At 57.5% G+C, this 17,763-nt stretch carries 11 protein-coding genes and 1 tRNA gene; 5 read left to right on the forward strand and 7 right to left on the reverse strand.

The window, feature by feature from the left end:
- Positions 1–290: 290 nt before the first annotated feature.
- Together VOI21_RS08355 and VOI21_RS08360 are read right to left on the reverse strand one after the other, a co-directional pair.
- Positions 291–3,644 carry a cadherin-like domain-containing protein gene (locus tag VOI21_RS08355; protein ID WP_323769353.1) on the reverse strand — a complete coding sequence of 1,118 codons (3,354 nt, stop codon included), beginning with the start codon at positions 3,642–3,644 and terminating at the stop codon, positions 291–293.
- A 629-nt stretch (positions 3,645–4,273) separates the two neighbouring features.
- Positions 4,274–4,975, reverse strand: coding sequence for a helix-turn-helix domain-containing protein (locus VOI21_RS08360; protein WP_323769354.1), 702 nt, complete (start codon positions 4,973–4,975; stop codon positions 4,274–4,276).
- A gap of 260 nt (positions 4,976–5,235) precedes the next feature.
- Between VOI21_RS08360 and VOI21_RS08365 the strand changes: the two genes are divergently transcribed.
- From VOI21_RS08365 to VOI21_RS08380, 4 genes are all read left to right on the forward strand, one after another.
- The gene (locus tag VOI21_RS08365; protein WP_323769356.1) at positions 5,236–6,018 is read left to right on the forward strand and encodes an OsmC family protein; all 783 of its coding nucleotides are present in this window, start codon (positions 5,236–5,238) and stop codon (positions 6,016–6,018) included.
- A gap of 65 nt (positions 6,019–6,083) precedes the next feature.
- Positions 6,084–7,319 (forward strand): NAD(P)-binding domain-containing protein, encoded by a 1,236-nt coding sequence (locus VOI21_RS08370; protein WP_323769357.1) that lies wholly within the window; start codon positions 6,084–6,086, stop codon positions 7,317–7,319.
- Between the two features lie 16 nt (positions 7,320–7,335).
- The gene (locus VOI21_RS08375) at positions 7,336–7,878 is read left to right on the forward strand and encodes a GFA family protein (protein ID WP_323769359.1); all 543 of its coding nucleotides are present in this window, start codon (positions 7,336–7,338) and stop codon (positions 7,876–7,878) included.
- Positions 7,879–7,935: 57 nt separating this feature from the next.
- Positions 7,936–9,021 carry a nitronate monooxygenase gene (locus VOI21_RS08380; protein WP_323769360.1) on the forward strand — a complete coding sequence of 362 codons (1,086 nt, stop codon included), beginning with the start codon at positions 7,936–7,938 and terminating at the stop codon, positions 9,019–9,021.
- A gap of 734 nt (positions 9,022–9,755) precedes the next feature.
- Here the strand turns inward: VOI21_RS08380 and VOI21_RS08385 are convergent.
- A complete protein-coding gene (locus tag VOI21_RS08385; protein ID WP_323769361.1) occupies positions 9,756–13,058 on the reverse strand; it encodes a DEAD/DEAH box helicase in 3,303 nt (1,100 codons plus the stop codon).
- 24 nt (positions 13,059–13,082) lie between these two features.
- Here VOI21_RS08385 and VOI21_RS08390 point away from each other — a divergent pair, with 24 nt between their 5' ends.
- Positions 13,083–13,250 (forward strand): hypothetical protein, encoded by a 168-nt coding sequence (locus VOI21_RS08390; protein ID WP_323769362.1) that lies wholly within the window; start codon positions 13,083–13,085, stop codon positions 13,248–13,250.
- Between the two features lie 19 nt (positions 13,251–13,269).
- Here the strand turns inward: VOI21_RS08390 and VOI21_RS08395 are convergent, their stop codons facing one another.
- From VOI21_RS08395 to VOI21_RS08410, 4 genes are all read right to left on the reverse strand, one after another.
- A complete protein-coding gene (locus VOI21_RS08395; RefSeq protein ID WP_323769363.1) occupies positions 13,270–14,043 on the reverse strand; it encodes a Hachiman antiphage defense system protein HamA in 774 nt (257 codons plus the stop codon).
- Between the two features lie 685 nt (positions 14,044–14,728).
- Positions 14,729–14,818, reverse strand: a tRNA-Ser gene (locus VOI21_RS08400).
- Between the two features lie 456 nt (positions 14,819–15,274).
- Positions 15,275–16,999 (reverse strand): capsule biosynthesis protein, encoded by a 1,725-nt coding sequence (locus tag VOI21_RS08405; protein ID WP_323769364.1) that lies wholly within the window; start codon positions 16,997–16,999, stop codon positions 15,275–15,277.
- On the reverse strand, positions 16,977–17,636 hold the full coding sequence (locus VOI21_RS08410; protein ID WP_323769366.1) for an ABC transporter ATP-binding protein: 660 nt from the start codon (positions 17,634–17,636) through the stop codon (positions 16,977–16,979). The genes VOI21_RS08405 and VOI21_RS08410 overlap by 23 nt, the downstream gene beginning before the upstream one ends.
- Between the last annotated feature and the right edge of the window lie 127 nt (positions 17,637–17,763).

Consider the following 17,763-nt stretch of genomic DNA (forward strand, 5'->3'; position numbering starts at 1 on the left):
CACTGCTTGGTTGGAGCCGAAGCCGCCAGTCCAAAGGCAAGCGCGGTGTCTGATCTTTGAACATGCGGCCCAATGCTGCCATTCAAACCCGACGCAGCGAATGTCTGGAGATGGCCATTTAACTATGGGGGGCAGCGCAGCATAGCCGAGAGAAGTGACCTGCAACCGATACGATTAATTATGTAGCTAAACGATGCGCCGGGAAAGCTCTCTGGACGCACACCATGTTTTCACTAGTTATCTGGGAAGACCCGAAGCGGGACTTCCCAGTCGTGTCGAGTTGTGCAGACTCAAAAGATTTCAAAATCCAAATTGTCGACGCGTGATAGATTGCCATCCGATTCGAAAATTAGAATTTCCACATCAGTGATGTTGACGGCCACATCGGTTCCTGTGCCATTCGCATCGAACAGGACATTTCCGTCGCCATCCTTGATCTGAAAACCGGAGTCAGCAAGGATATCGAGGGTGTCCAGGTTGAACGAACCGCCGTCCGAGCGGGTCACGATGAGGTCGTTGTCGCCAGGGTTTCCGCCGTCATCATGCCAGGTGAGTTCGCCGATCTGATCGACATGATCTCCGTCTGATGAATGCCGGAAAACGAAGCCGTCTTCCGAATAAATCTCGCCACCAGACCCCGCCGAGGTGTTCATTGAGCCACTGAAGTCTACGGTCACCGGAACTGCCGATACGCCCGAGACCGTCATGGTCACCGTCGCCGTATCTGTGCCGCCGTTGCCGTCAGAAATCGTGTATGTGAAGGTATCTTGAAGGATTTCTCCGTCATCAAGAGCTTCGAGTGTCGCGGAAGTTGTCGGGTCGTAGGTGACCGAGCCGTCCGGATTCAGGGTCACGGTTGCCCCCAGATCGCTGGTTGCCGAAACGGCAGAAATGGTCAACGGGTCGCCATCGGGATCGGTGTCATTTCCGAGGAGATCAGCGGAATCGATTGTATAAGCTGTGTTCTCGTCGGTGACCGAGCCATCCGCAGGCGTGCCGTCTGCCTTGAAGATCCGGGCTTTGACGCCGGTAGACGACGGGTCGTCAACACCGTCCTCTGTTTGCCAGCTCACCACGAAACCACCATTCGGCAGGGCCGTGACGACAGGGTATTCTTGGAACCCAAAGCCCTCTTCATTGACGAGGAATTCTTGGGAGACCGCGGTCCCATCAGCATTGTAGACCCGTGCCTTGATCGCGAAACCGTACCCGTCACCGCCACTTCTGGCCCCGGAGGCCCAAGTCACCACGAACCCGCCATCTGCGAGCGCTACAACGTCAGGATACCATTGGTTTACAATAATGTTCTCGTTGACGAGAAACTCACTCACGGCCTCCGTGCCGTCGGCATTCAGGATCTTGGCCTTGATTCCATTGAATGATGTGTCGTCTACCCCATCGTTAGAATACCAGGTGACAACGAGGCGCCCATCTTCAAGGGCCGTGACTCGGGGAGAGGCTTGTCTATCAAATGTTTCGTCGTTCACGAGGAATTCGCTGACGACTTCCACTCCATCTGCATCGAAGATACGAGCCTTGATTCCGGTTCTCGATGTGTCGTCCACCCCATCTCCAGAATACCAGGTCACAATGAAACCACCCCCCGGAAGCGCGACCAGGCTTGGGTCATGTTGGGCGCCTGTGGTGATATTGTTTATGGGGAATTCGCTCACAACTTCGTTTCCGTCCGCATCAAATATTCGCGCTTTGATGCCGCTGGCAGCACTATCTTCAACGCCATCATTGGAAACCCAGCTCACGATGAAATTTCCGTCCTCAAGCGCGACGACGTCTGCATCAAACTGGAAGCTATTTATTCTTTCGTTGACGAGAAACTCACTTCCGGCAGGCGTACCGTCCGCGTTGAAGATCCTTGCCTTGATGCCACCAGAGGGGTCCAATGGATCTATTCTGGATTCCCAAGTCACGATGAACCTACCGTCTTTTAGGGCGGTAACGGTTGGGTTGAATTGATTGTTGTCGGTCAGCTCATTGACGAGGAATTCGCCAACAATTTCCACTCCATTGGAGTCAAAGATCCGAGCTTTTACACCGGTACCAGACGTGTCATCCGCCCCGTCGAAACTGGTCCAGGTGACCACGAAACAACCATCTGTGAGCGTAGTGATACTGGCAGCATTTTGAGAACTATAGGTTTGTTCGTTTACAAGGAATTCGCCGACCACGCTCCCCATCACCACGTCATCATTTGCTACCGGCGGCAGGTTGTCCGTCACGCCAGTGACCGAAAGCGTTGCGGTGTTGGCCACTCCGACGAAGCCATCCGAAACGTCGTAGCTCACGGTCACGATCCGGCTTTCGCCCGTGTCCAGGTCATCGTACTGGTACGGATCCACGCTAATCGTGCCATCACCATTGTCAGTATAGGTAACCGCTGCGCCGGTATCGTCGGTCACCACGATGGCGTCTGCGGTCAGTACTGCGCCATTGTCGACATCTGTCTGCCCGGCGAGCAAATCGATGACCACTAGGGCATCATCTTCAGTCACCGAGCCCGCGTCGATTGCAGACACTTCGGGCGCATCGTTGGTGCCGGTGATCTTCACCGTCACCGTCTCGGTCGCTGTGCCGCCGTTGCCGTCATCAATGTTGACGGCATAGCTCTGGATCAACACTTGGCCTGCTGCGAGGTCGTCGATGGCTGCATCGGCGATATCGAAGGTCCAGTCCACCGCACCCGTGGTTGTCGCGTCTGTCGAGGTCGGCGCCAGGATGGAGAAGGTGCCCCGGTAGTCCGCGCCGTTCGGCACAAAGCTCGCCGTATGGGTGTCTGTCACATCGACATCGGAGAAGTTCACCGCGCCGGTGGTTGTCAGCGTGTCAGCATTCTCACCTGCCGCGCCGTCGGCAATCTCGGTCACCGCCCCGGTCAGGGTCGATGTCTCGATCACCGGCGCATCGTTGGTGCCGGTGATGGTAATGTCGAAGGTGGTGGTGGTCTGGTTTCCGTTGCTGTCTTCGACGATCAGCGTGACGGTCTCGACCGTGGATTCACCAAACGCAAGATAATCGAAATCCGTCAAAGGATCGAAGGCGATTTCAAGACCTTCGCTTGACCCCATGACGGCGAACTGGCCAGCCGCGAGACCCTCGGCCGCGCTGACAGAGCCACGCGACGAGGATACGCCGACAACGGAAACCTCGTCACCGTCAAAATCATACATGTCTCCCGACAGTGTCAGTGCGGTATTTTCTTCTGTTGTTGCGGAGCTGCGCAACACCGCTATTGGCGCGTTGTCGCCTTTGGTCGAATAGTTAAAATCGTCAAACTGAAAATGCTCGAAATGTTTGAGTTGGTCGTTTCCGTCGGCGCCGGAGACATTCAGCGTGTTGCCTTTGGCCCATTCCCAAGTGTAGTCGAGGATCGATCCTGAGAAGACCGCTGTGTCGTCGCCATCATTGCCAAACAGGATGTCATCGCCAATGCCTCCATTGACGGTATCGTTACCGTCACCGGCATTTACACGGTCTTCCGCATCAGTTCCAACGATATCGTCGTTGCCATCACCGCCGTTGATCTTGGTGCTGTCCGTATCGGTCGACGTGTCGATCTCGTTATCGTCATCATTACCTGTAACAGGCCTACCTACGGTTTTTGTCTTGCCAAAAGCTTTGCCTGCCATCTCAAAGTCACCTTAATGTTCCTAAATGTTAGCCTCAACATTCGATACCAAAAGGCGACGGGTCAAGCGGTAATGACTGAGGTCCTCTTTTCACTGGTCGGTGTTCCTGAGCCCCGCCCCTCCCAACATAGTCCCAAACCTTTTTTGTGGGATCACTTGAACGATACTCTAACTGACCGAGTCTTGTCCTCCAAGGACGTTGCAGGTTCGGTTGATCGAGGGCCCACCTCGCAAACTCGGGCTTACTTCCTTCACACTTTTGCCATTCGTGAAACATGCAGCGAACTTCCCCTCTCCGCCCTCTTTTCTTGGACGACACAACCAGCCCAGAGCCGACATCCAGCAGCCAACCAAGATGCTGCGGTCGCATCCGCTGCAGATGCATTCTATCACTGAGGCGAAACACGCGACTGGGCGGAAAAGTTGACCAACCCAGAATTTTCGAGTTTCCGTTTTCCCAATTGGGCCAGTTCACGGGACAAGACCAGAGCGGCATCAAACTGCGACAGGTCCAATAATCTGCGGAGGCTTTTTGTGTCGACGCGTCCTGTCTTGGTGGCGGGGTCGATCTGTCCGATACGCAGTTTTCTTTGGTATCCCGGTAAACTGCTGATTGCTGCATCTGCTCATCAGCCGACCGCAAGGATGTCTTCCGCGTTTGGCAAGCTGGCAAAGATGCAGTCGGAGAGCCATAGCGTAATATCACGGGTCAGGGCAGTTGGGCCGATGATTTCCATTTCGCCGGAAGCCTTCGCCGCACGATAACTGGTGCGTCCCAGCCAGGCATCCGCCATTGCGCGGACCTTGGTGGTAATAAAAACATCCACGTCCAGTCCCGGATCGGTGGTGCAGACGTCGACATTGCCACCCTCCGCCGTGATCCACCATTTCGGCTGTTCGGGAAAGTCAGTGAACTGGAATAACACGACCGTTTTGCCATCCGGCAGGTTGTCGGTGACCACGCTGCGTTGCAGGTAAAGCATGAGCAACTCGACGTCATAGTCGGCGTCGCTCATGAAGGCCTTGGACCACTCCATTCCCCAGGCGCCCAATGCCAACAGGATCGGTTGCAGTTTCTTGCAGCTTGGCGTCGGCACGTATTCGTGGCCGCGTCCCCCTTGTATTTGGCGTTTGTATACGAGGTCGTATTCCTCAAGCGTGGCCAGCCTGCGCGTCAGCAATGTGGGAGATATTGCACCCAGCCCGCGTTGCAGTTCGGAGAACCGTGTGCTGCCCATCAAGAGCTCGCGCACGATCAGCATCGTCCATTTCTCACCGAGGATTTCGGTGGATTTCGCGATCGGGCACCACTGACCGTACTTGTGCGACATGACGGCTACTCCAGAAAATGTAGCGACTTGCTCCAATCGGTATAGCGCGTTGCTCCATTGTGTAAAGCGGCCAAGGGCCGTGGCGCAGGGTACATCTGCCCCCACGAAACGCCTGCTTTGGCGTCTTGCTGGAGACAACCCCTCCATTCGTTCCTACCCGGCTTTGCCGCCGTTGGACGCAATCCGGGCCGGACGCGGCATCGCGCTGGGTGCCCTTGGCAAGAACGTCTGGAGGTGACGGACATCAAGGAGACTGCGCCGTGAAACACGAGATATTCACAATTAAACCCGCGCCTAAACCCGCGCCCCCGTACGGAAACGGCTTTGCCCGACTGCGGGGGCTGATCGGCCCCGGGGGCTTCCGCGACTGGTTCGCGGCCCGGACCCGCATCGCGCCACATGACGTCCGCCAGCCAAAAACTGTGGCGGACAAACGCACCCAGACCCAACCGCACACCAACCCCAACCCGAAGGAAAAAGACATGACCATGCACACCCAAGTTATCGACAACGGCGTCAATACCGAAGCGCTGATCGGCGCGCGCGACGCCTTCGCCGAGATGCCGCGAGCCGCGGCCTTCACCTTTCGCAGCGCATGCGAATGGAAGGGAGGCACGTACAACGTCAACACGATCAACGGCTATTTCGGCCTGGGCGAAGAGCATACACGCAAGCAGAGCTATACAATTGAAGCCGATCACCCTGAGGTCTTCGCGGCCCATGACCGCGCGGCCACGCCGACCGAGATCGTGCTGGCGGCCCTTGCCAGCTGCCTCACAGGCGGTGTCGCGGCCGTTGCACAGCATCGCGGGATCCAGCTTCGCTCGGTCCGCTCGACGGTCGAAGGCGATATCGACGTGCGCGGGATCCTCGGCATGGACCCCGAGATCCGCAACGGCTTTTCGGCGATCCGCGTGACCTTCGAGATCGACGCCGACGCGAGCCACGAAGACATCCGCGCGCTGGTCGCCCAGTCGCAGAAACGTTCGGCCATGTTCGACATCCTGACCAACCCGACGAATGTCGCCGTCCACGTCGCGTGAGACACGACAAAACCTCCGCCTGTGACTGGTCGGGCGGAGGCACTCTCATTGGAAAGGCAAAGAACATGAAACGGATACCAACGCTGGTCATCGGCGCCGGACAGGCGGGCCTCGCCATGAGCCATTGCCTGACCGAGAGGTCGGAGCCGCATGTGGTGCTCGAACGCGGAGAGGTCGGCAACTCCTGGGTTCATGAGCGGTGGGACAGTCTCACCATGCAATCGCCGAACTGGCAAAGCCGCCTGCCGGGGTTCGCTTATTCCGGGCCGGAGCCGCATGGTTACATGACTATGCCCGAGGTCGCCACTTTCCTGAAATCCTACGCTGCGCACTCCTGCGCACCGGTCGAAACCGGCACCACCGTGACGTCGGTCGCCCGGGACGGTTCGGCCTACGTCGTTGCCACTGATAAGGGCAATTGGCGCGCGTCGAACGTGGTGGTGGCAAGCGGTGCTTGCAATCGCTCCGCCATGCCGGATTTTGCCTGCGAAATACCTCGACGGATTACGCAAGTAACGCCTCTGTCGTACCGAAACCCCTCGGTTTTGCCCTCGGGCGGTGTTCTCGTGGTCGGTGCGTCCGCCACGGGCGTACAACTGGCTGCCGAAATCCATGCCACGGGCAGACCTGTTACCCTTGCGACCGGCAACCACATCCGGATGCCGCGCCACTATCGCGGCCATGACATCACCTGGCTGATGGACCAGGCCGGCCTGTTTTCGGCGACGCTGGACGACGTCGACGACATTGCCCGCGTCCGGTCCCTTCCGTCGCTGCAGTTGATCGGCGACCGATCCCGCCGGTTCCTCGACCTGAACGCGCTTCAGGAGATGGGTGTCGAAGTCACCGGTCGGTTGGTTGGCTACCGCGACGGGACGCTAATGTTTTCCGGTGCGCTGGCCAATGCCGCAGAACTGTCAGACCTCAAGATGAACCGCGCCCTTGCGGCGATCGACGGCTGGGCGGCGCAGAGCCTCCTGGACTTCACCGAGTCCCCACGTCGCTTTGCACCGACATCGGTGCCGCAAAATCCGCGCCTTGCCCTGTCACTGGCCAGTGGCGCCATCTCGTCAATCGTCTGGGCCTCGGGGTTCCAGCCCGACATGTCGTGGCTTCACCTCCCCGTCTTCGATCAAAGGGGCCGACTGAGACACGACGGCGGCATCGTCGCGCCGGGGCTCTACGCCCTTGGGCTGCCGTTCTTGCGGACCCGGAGATCCACCTTTCTCGACGGTGTGGGCGACGATGCCCGCGTGCTCGCACGGCACATTGCCGAAACCCGCGGTCGACAGGCCGCATGACCTGAAGGAATCAGCCATGTACCAGAACCCGAACCATTTGACCGAAGAAAACACCTTGGAAGAGGCGGCGTACTGTCAGGGCGGGTGCGGATGCGGCGCGGTGCGCTATCGCGTGACTTCTGTGCCGCTGATCGTCCACGCTTGCCACTGTCGGCTTTGCCAAAGGCAGACCGGCAGCACGAACGCCGTCAACGCGTTGATCGAAGCAGATCGGGTCATCGTTTTGTCCGGCACGGTCGAGGAATCCCTTCTCGACACGCCCAGCGGTCGCGGACAGCGTATTGCGCGATGCACCTCTTGCAAGGTTGCGCTCTGGAGCAACTACCTGATTACCAACCAAGGGGATCACATGCGGTTCCTGCGTGTGGGCACGCTGGACGACCCCGCGCTCATGTCCCCCGACATTCACATCTACACGAGCACCAAGTTGCCCTGGTACGCCCTCGCGCGCGACGTGCCAGCGATCGACACCATCTATGAACGCAAGGGGACGTGGTCAGAGCAAAGCATGAAACGGCTGAAAGCCCTTTGTAAAAAAAGCGGCGCGCCGTTCAAATGACCTGCCAGTAAACCCGGCAAGCCGCCCCTAAGGGCAAAAAACAGAAAGGACCCTGAAATGTGGCCTGACGACCGAATTCGCGATCTGTTCAAGATAGATAATCCCATCATCCAGGCCCCCATGGCCGGCGCCAGTGGTCTTGATATGGCTCTTGCAACAAGTGCTGCGGGCGGGCTTGGGTCGTTGGCCTGTGCCACGCTCAATCCGGACCACTTGCGCAGCCTCTTGTCCGCCGCTCGGGACGCGACGGACCGTCCGCTCAACGTGAACTTCTTTGCCCATGACCAGCCCGTGGAAGACACAGAACGCGACGCCGCGTGGATTGGCAGGATGTCGGGTTACTACGCCGAGTTGGGGCTGGACGTCCCTGAATCCCTGTCTACCGGGCCCATCCGTCCCTTCGACGCAGCGCGTTGCGCAATCGTCGAGGAATTTGCACCGTCCGTCGTCAGCTTTCACTTCGGACTGCCGGACCTGGTACTGGTGTCACGGATCAAGGCCGTCGGCTGTAAGATCATCAGTTCCGCCACGACCGTGACTGAGGCGCGCTGGCTGGCCGCCAATGGCTGTGACGCCATTATCGCCCAGGGCCTTGAGGCCGGCGGACATCGTGGCATGTTTCTGACCAACAGCCTTGGCAGCCAGATGGGAACGCTCTCCCTGGTGCCCCAGATCGCCGATGCTGTCGATGTCCCAATCATCGCAGCCGGCGGTATCGGGGATGCGCGCGGCATCGTTGCCGCCTTTGCACTTGGGGCAAGCGCCGTGCAAATCGGTACGGCGTATCTGTATACCGACGAGGCCACGATAAGCCCTGTCTACAAGCGATCCCTGGAGGACGCTGCCAACAGCGAAACCAGAGTCTGCAACGTGATTTCCGGCAGACCGACCAGGGTGCTCGTTAACCGAATGGTTCATGATCTTGGACCGATTTCGCAGAGCGCCCCGAATTTTCCCAACGGGTTTGTCGCCACAGGCCCGATACGCGACGCAGCCGAAGCGATTGGAAAACAAGATTTCAGCGCCCACTACTGTGGTCAATCGGCCGCACTTGGGCGCAGGGCCACTGCATTCTCGCTGACGCGGGAACTGGCTGCAGAGGCGCTGCGGTATTTCCATCCGCAGTGCGCTGCGTCGCCTTGAGTCTTACTGCTAAATGGGTTTGTGGCAGCTAAGTTCGTTCATAGCGCCGAGGTTTCCACGTCGGTTTGCGGCCAGCATTTCTTCTGCGTTTGATGCAAACATCGGTATTTTTGACAACATCCAAGCTCGCGGCACTGAGCGACCGCAGAGGAACAACTTCTACCAGGAACCAACCAAGAAAGGATCTGTCGGATAGTGCTCCAACCGGACCATCGCGACGCAGGACGGCAACGTGGGTTCTCCAGTTGCCGCTGGTCAGCTTCCGCGACCTACGCCATTCTTTCTCGCACTTGCAGCGAATGATCAGGCTCCGCCGTCAATGCCAGAGGAGCGCATCCGACGCTCTCGGCCGATTGTGTTGAAAAACTCCCATCCAGCGCGTTGACTCCAAATTTGGCAGAACAAAATTCTGATTTACTTAAATTTCGACAGCGGTATTGGCTGCAATCAACTCGTCAGGGAACGATATCCCACTTTTCCGAAATTTGCAGATGCAGCAAAGAGTTTTTCAACAGAATCGGCCCATTGCTGACATTCGCCTCAATCGCGCACGCTGCATTGCAGCTTCACTAAAGCGGACATTGATCGCCTCTGCCGTATTTCAAGGCTTTGTTTGCTACGATCGAGGTATGTGCAAAGCATTTTCAGGTCAATTTGAAGCTGGAGGAACCCTCTGTCGGCTCCATCTCGCCCCGTGGTTAAAATGCCGAAATGCGCAGCCTTTAGCTGTTACCTTAATTGACTGATTGCGGACCAATGTGGTGGAGAATGACCTTACTCTTCGACCCCATCCATGCAACCGTTACACCGTGTCGGTCAGCATTGATCGCAGACTTGAGTGTTCCCAAGCGATACATGTCCACGCTGTAAATACCGGTTTCCCCATCGGCTTCATCTCGCAGCGACAGTAAGGTGTCTTGATCCGGCACATCTCCAACCCAATCGACACCGTGGGTGCTCGTCTGGGATCTCCATCTGCGGAACCGTCCTTTCCGAATGCTGTCCCTAAAAGACTGCCAGACTGCCCGTGTCTCTGGCGTTGGCCAGTCCGCTTGCTTCTGAAGTGCTCGAACTTGTGGGGACAGCTGCCATGCTCGCAGGCCTGCTCGGGTCTCGAAGTCTGCAGCAGTCTTGTCGACTGCCGCCCGAGCAGCTTCTCGAGAGCCGAGCCCTGCGCGGAGGAGGAGAGCGTCAGAACGCCGTGATGTACCGGTTTCCACGGCTAGGGCTGCGCGACTTATATCAACGTCATCACCCGAGTAGCCGACAATGTCCTCGGCATCAGGGAGATCGCTTCGAAGCCTGATCACTTCCAGCGCCCAGACTAGGCGATACACAAAGGCATCTTCGACGAAACGCGGAAGGCCATCCCCCTCCTCATGAGGTAATGCATCTCCTGCGAGCCAGGTGCCCAGGAGGGCTTGCCAGTCGTCTCGAAGATCATTCGGAACGAAAGGCGGGATGGCGAACACAGTTTTCGCGATGCGGACCAAGGCCTTTGTAGCCTCTTCCGTGTCCGCCTCCATTAGGGCGACTTCGGCGGTGAGGAGATCAATCCCGAGACCAGGCATCGCCTTTTCAATGGTATGCCCGTTTGATAAGCCGACCCCGGCGAGGAAGAAGAAGCGCCTTTGGTTCGGTGTGGTCGTGTTGACAACAATGCGCGTGCGGGCCTCAAGGGTCGCGTTCAAACGTTGCACCTGATTGGGGTTTAAACCCCGCAACGTATAGTCCCAGAGGGATGTTGCCAGGACATCGTCGAGCAACGTGGCAACGTCTATGGCGTCTTCTGTTTCACTTTCCCCGAGCAGCGCTAGGATAGCTGTATCAAGGCTATCGAGGTACTCCGTCCACTTCTTCTGTGTTGTTTCCCAATCCCTGTCGTTGCGATCCGCCTTCATACGCTTCAAGGCCCAGTTATCAGCATTGCCAATGTACTCGATAACTTCATCGATTTTTTTTAGGCCGGCTTGCTGCTTTAGACGGCGAAAAAGCACCCAGACAATGCGTGCAAGCCCACTTCTCATTTCACGACCATGGCTGTCTGCTATCAAGCCCTTCCAAGCAGTTCTCTTTTTGCTCCTGTCGCTTCCACCTTTGAAAGTTGGCAGCAGCACAAGACCTTCCGTGTCTACATAGGCCCTGCCTGCTCGTCCAACGACGTTCCGAAACTCTGCCGCGGTAAGGAAGTCTTTGGATTTCTTCAGGTCATGAAACACTAAAACCGAGGCAGCGAGATTCAATCCTTGTGCTAAGGTCGGTGACGAGATGACCAGCGGCAAAATGCCCGTTGCGATTAGTCGATCCAGTTCACGCCTGAATGGCGAGGGTAAGCTGCCGTGATGGATAGCCACTCCAAGCTTTAGACAAGCGATGATATCGCTATCTGGGCCGAACCATTCCAGTCCTATGGCGCAGGCTGCATCAATATCGCCTTCCTTGCCTCGAAAGACAGAATTGAAAGCACCCCGCTTGTGCAGATCGATGATGCGGGTGGCATATGGCCCAACGGACCTTCTTTGTGGGCAGAAAATGAGGACTGTTTTCTCTTCGTCCAAAAACTTCTTCGCAGTCGCGAGGCACAGTTCACGCTGATCTCTAGGAAAGATCGTTGTACGCTTACCAACCGGAGGTATAATTCCTTCAATGAGCTTCGGAACGAACGTCTTTTGACCAGATATCTCGATGTCCAGACGAGCATGGCCGGGTAGCTTCGCGTCGTACCAACTGACCTGCCCAAATCGAAGCTCAGTTGGCCTCCAGTCGCTTTCAATTCGCCCTTCCTTGGGGTCTCCGGTCAGCCATTCAGTGAAGTCGTCCAGCGCATCGCCGGGTGGCAGAACGGCTGACAAACAAACGATACGACGTTGATCTGCATCCTTGCGACGCAATAGGCGTTGCACCTGCACCTCATACCGAACCTCACGCTGACCTGTTCCGATCATGTGACCTTCGTCGAGCACGATAAGACCGACATCATCGAGGAGGTGTGGATCACTCCTCAAAGCAAAGTCGAGTTTCTCTGGCGTTGCGACAACGATCTTCTCATCTGTCAGAAGGTCATGATCCGGGCCAACATCCCCGATCGAGCCATAGAGCGCAGACACGCGCGCCCCAAGCGGCCCGAAAGTCTTGCGAAGACTGGTCTCTGTTTGTGCGGATAGAGAGCGCAGCGGCGTAACGAAGACGATGCGCTTGCCGGTTGCAAGCGTGGCTAGAATGCAAAGCTCGGCAACCCTGGTTTTTCCCGCACTGGTTGGGAGTGCCACAACCATATCGTCTTCCAGATCGAACGCTCGATCCGCGGCTTCGATCTGAGAAGGCCAAAGTCCGATCTCCGACTGATCCCGGGAAAACAGCGAAGCGATGTAGGTCTCACGTGCTTCTTCAGCCCCGTCGGAGGGACCGATGGGAGAGGGCAATCGTGCGTGAAAGCTATCCTTCCACAGGTCTCGAAGGAGACGGATCGCTAGGCGGTGCAGCCACCACTGTTCTACGAGCGCCTCATTCGCGGAAATTTTGAGGCCCTCAGTGAGCCGGCTGACCGCGATGCCTATGAACTCCGCGTTTCCCAGTTCGAACGCATGCAGTGCAACTGCAACTGCGCGAAAGAAATGATCGGTCAACGCGGCTCCGACAATCGTTGTTCGCTCGCGATCAATGACTCCATCGGGCTTGTCTGATGTAGCTATACGATCAATCGACGACAGGATCTGCCCATCGATTTCGCCATCCAGCAAGGTGTCGAAAAGGAATTCACGAAGACCTGAGATATCTCGCACCAAGAGGCGGATGATAATCTCACCGCCCGGTAGAAGCAGTTCGCTGCCTCGCGTTTCGTTGACCAGAGAATAGGATCGGGCGGCGAGACGCGCAAAGTGATATGCACATCCCGCGACCAGGCGGTGGAAATCCCTGTCAGGGTCTTGTGTGCCGCCATTCGTGACCACGCTCGCGAGGGCGTCAGCTGCTGCGGTGTAGCCCTGTTCGATCAACGCTACATGCTCATCACCGAAATCGGTCGGAGCCTCGCCCATAACCTCCTCTTCAAGACGCAAAGAATGGTCGAGGAGGCCGAAGCCATAGGTAAGAAGGTCATATCGGAGATGGTCGTCGAAATTCGGCGCATCGTCTGGCACCTCGCCATCCCGCATGATGAGGGAACGGGCGCGGCCGCGAGCGATCAGATCACCGCGGAAGCCCGGCGCTGTTGCGGCTTCGATTGCTGATGCAAGTGCGTCGAGCGTTCTAGCCATCGATATCGTACTCGAAGACGTCTGTTATGAACGCACCGTGATCCGGAATTCGAACACCGATGCTCATCTGCTCATTGGCCCCTTCGTAAGTGTCAAGATCTGCCTCAAGGAAAGATGTCGGGTCGTTCCCGGATAGGGTGAAGAGCATATGACAAACATCATCGGGACGTATGCCACTTGTGAGGTTTACATCATCGATCTTGTCAGCAAGATCAGAGTTGCCTGTTTCGTAGAGCCTATCGGCTACGAAAGTCAGGGCGTGAGGTGAGGGTAGCCCGTCGTTCTTATTCAATCCATCACGGGCCTCTGTCACGGTCTTGGTATTCAGTTTTGCTCTGCTCTTTGATTCCCCCTTGAGGAAAAATAGGTGGCCACCGGCCTCGTGGAAGGCCAGCATGTCTTCGCCACGCATTGCCATCTCAGGGTGATCGCTCCAACGCAAACGGGCAATCCCCATGTCGTAAACCGTTTCCTGATTGATATAGTGTGATGCTACTATCTCACCGAAGTCACCAGACCGAGCCGTTAGCTTTTGCGGGAGCTTCTGTTTGACAGCTTCGGCTGCCGCAGGCTTGCCTAGACGTTCAAGGATCCCTTCCAGCCTCTCTATGGCGATGTAGTGTGACCGCAGCGCGTTCGCCGCCGCATGCAGCGCGTCCTCACGGAAATCATCATCCGCACAGAGAACCGTGAACTGGGGTTCAGCCTTTGTGTCTCGTATAGGATTGAGCCAGACGTCGAAGGGTAGATCTGGTAGATCGTTCATACATTTTTCCACGAACAAAAAGTACCGAATTCTTCAACACTGCAACGGATAACATCAAAAGGAAAACCACTGCCGCGGCTTGGTGCAAAATTGATCAATTAATCATTGATTGCCAATTATGTGGCATACTTCATTTTCATATTTTGGCGCAAGAAGGCATTTCAAGCCTGTCGCTCACTACCGCCGCTATCAATGTCTGCTGATGAGGCAAGAGTGCCTTACTAACACCATTGCAGAGAGTGACCGCTTCCCGCCCAATGTCCAAATCGTCCTGAACTTCTAAAGCACGGAAAGCAGTAGTGTTGCCAACACTTGGCAACACCTGGTGCCTGTGGGTCCGGACCCAAGGGTCTGCCTTTGGGCTGGGGCGCGGTTTGCACCCTTGGTCCAGACAAGGGGAAACTCCTGGTCACTGCGGACCGTTTCCACCCAAGGAAAGGCCAGTATCGGCGTTTTGTAGTCACAGCGAACAAGCCAAGCGATCAGTCCTGTGCCGTGATCCGCGCCCGACATCCGCATCTCTCGAAAGATCGCGCATGTTAACACAGCGGCCCCGAGATGGATAAAAAGCCCTTGGTCCGAGCAAGTCCGACGCAATCCCTGTTCAAGTGGGGGATGCCTTGAGGGATTGGATTTTCAGAAACTAGATTTTAGTGAGTTAAAACAGTCTGTTGATCGCGACTTGTGGCGGAGAGGAAGGGATTCGAACCCTCGAGACGGTCTCCCGCCTACACACTTTCCAGGCGTGCGCCTTCGACCACTCGGCCACCTCTCCGTCGACCCCTTTAGCAAGGACGGGGCCAGGGCTGCAAGGGGCTTTCTGAATGCGCCGGTTCTCGGCCAGATGTGTGACCCCGATGACGCCTCGGATGGGAGCCGCCCAGGGCGCGCGGCGGAGGGGGGCTGGGGCGCAACAACATCTGCCGCTGACGCGGGCCAAAGTGCGCCGCAGTGCGGCTTTTGGGCCTTTCCAGACCGAATACGCGAAAGACGATGACCGGGCAGAAGGCCATTTTCACGGGTCTGACGGGGCCATTCTCTGTTTCCGGCTCAAACTCCTTTTTCGGTGTGACCGTCGGCGATCCGCGTGGCAGGAGGCAGGGGCGCACTGGCCGTTACAGTCGGCTCCGCCCAGCCATTCAGCTTCCCCAAAGGGCGCACAGGCCCGGCAACCTGCCTTGCGATCAAAGGGCTCAAAGGGACGCAACTGCGACTCCCGCAGACGCCCGCCTCAGGTAGAGACCTGTTCCCGGAGGATCGACGCCGTGAGCGAGATCATCAGGTAGACGCCGCCAAAGATAAGGAACGCAAGGATCGTGTTCTCGAACTTGCGTGGATAGCTCGGGTCTTCGGAGGCGACCGGTTCAACCGAGGTGGTCAGGTAACGCGCCTGACTGTCGGCATCACGCCGCGCCTGTTCCAAACGCTCCAGCGCAGTTTGCAGCATCAGGTCGCGCGTGGCGAGGTCGGCCTCTGCCAGTTTGATCTGCACCGCAATTTCCGCCAGCGATTCCTCACCCGTGGTTGCGGTCGTCATCTCGCGGTTCAGCCGTGTCAGCAGCGTCTCCAGCCGCCGAATGTCACCTTCGGTGCCATCGACCTTGGCGCGGTTCGGACGGTTGTTGTCCAGAAGCGCCTGTAGTTGCAGCTGTTTCTCCTGGAGTTGCAGCTCATATGTATTGATTTGCGACCGCAGCGCGGCGATCCGTCCCTCGGGGTCAATCACATTGCCGTCCTGCTGCATGCGCACCAGTTTCTCCTGCGCCTCGCGGCGGCCAGCCTCTGCGTCAAGAAGGCCCTGTTCAGCGTCGGTGACGGCATTGGACCGCTTGCGGAACGACAGGTTGTCCACGCGTTCCTCTGCATAGCCGATCAGCGCCCGCGAGAAATCGCGCGCGGTCTGCGGGTTGGCGGCCATGACTTCCATCTTCACCACGCCTTCGGTGGGATCATAGCCGATCTCGATGTGGCGCTTGTAAAGCGCATAGGCTTCTTCGTTGGTGGGGTCAGGGTCCAGTCGCTGGATCGGGTCGATGAACTCTTGCGAAAAATGCGCCTTGAACCCTTCGTCCCGGTCCAGCCGCAGCATGGCGTCCTTGGAGGTCAGGTAGGATTGCACGGCGATGGCGTCCTGATTGGTCGCGAACTGCGTACCAGAAAACAAAGAGCCCATCGCGCCGCCGGTGTTTTCCGCCTTAAGGATCAGGAATTCCGATTTCGTCGAATACATCGGCGTGGCCATGGCGTAGAAATAATACCCCGCCAGCACCGTTGGCAGCAGGACAAAGGCCGCCAGCCGAACCATCAACAACATCATCTTTTTGCGGCGTCGGGCGGCCAGTTCGCGCTGGATTTGCAGGATTTCAGCGGCGCGGCGCTCTGCCGGGCTGATGGTTTCCGTCGACGGCAACTGCTGCTTTTCAGGCTTTATTGTCTGTGGCAGTTGCACCTTGGTGTCGGGTTTGACCGGTTGCGCGGGCTCCGGTCTGGGACCGGCCTCTGCCTGCACGAGTTCCAGCATATTGGTGCGCTGGAACGGATCGATCCCGCGTTGCCGCAACAGGCGCACAGCGTCGAAATCAGAGGTCGGGTTCAGCCCGTGTTTGTTGGCCACCCGCCGCGCCATTCGCAACTGTCGCCCGGTCAGCCCCTCGTCCCGGATGCTGTCGATGTCGATCTCACCGGCCACCTGACGGGGCGAGGCGACCTCACCGCTGCGGACCTCCGGTGGAGAGGCGGGTTTAGAAAATTGCGGGCGCGACGCGGCGGGCGGCGTCGCTCTGGCCTGCGTTGGCGGGGTCACGGGGGGCAGCTCCGCCGGGGGCGGTGCCGCCGGGTCGAGGGCGGGGGCACGCGCGGCGCTGCCGGTGTCCGGCGCTGGTCTCTCTCCGGGCAAGGCGGGTGCGGCCGGGGAACGCCGAATGCGGAATTTCTTAGCTTTCGGTTTCGTAGTCATACAGCCGTTTCGCTTCTTCCAATGTGTCGAACATATGCATTTTGCCATCCATCAGGACAGCCGCCTTGCGGGCGAATTTTTCCAGTATCTTGGGCTGGTGTGAGACGATGATGATCGTCGTGGTCCGCAGCCGGTCGGCAAGGATATCGCCGGCACGTTTGTTAAACCCCGCATCGGTGGAGTTCGGCATACCCTCGTCGATCAGGTACATATCAAAATCCAGCGCCAGCATCAGCGCAAAGGTGAACCGCGCGCGCATCCCGGACGAATAGGTGCCCAAAGGTTGATCAAAGTATTCCTTGAGGTCGCAAAGCCAGCGGCAGAAAGATTCGACATAGTCGGGGTCCAATCCGTAGAGCCGGGCGATGAAACGGGCGTTTTCCTTGGCCGAGATCTTGGAGACGACGCCGCCCATGAAACCCAGCGGAAAAGACACCCGGCAGGTGCGCCGGATTTCACCCTCATCGGGTTTTTCCAGACCGGCCATCATCTTGATGACAGTGGATTTTCCGGTCCCGTTGGGCGCAAGGATGCCAAGGGATTCCCCCATCTCGACACGAAAGGACACCCGGTCAAGGATCACCTTGCGCTGGGTTCCTGTCCAGAAGGACTTGCTGACCATGTCGAACTCTAACATCTGGGCGTCCCGGTTGTGCCTCGGTTCCCTCGTACTTTGGTGTATGGGTGATTTAGGTAGATAATTTGTTCACATTATGACCTTGCGGCGAAACAAAAACAATTCGGGCCCCGCGTGGGGGCCCGAC

The organism is Antarctobacter sp. (genome assembly GCF_034670325.1).
Classification (GTDB): Bacteria; Pseudomonadota; Alphaproteobacteria; order Rhodobacterales; family Rhodobacteraceae; genus Antarctobacter.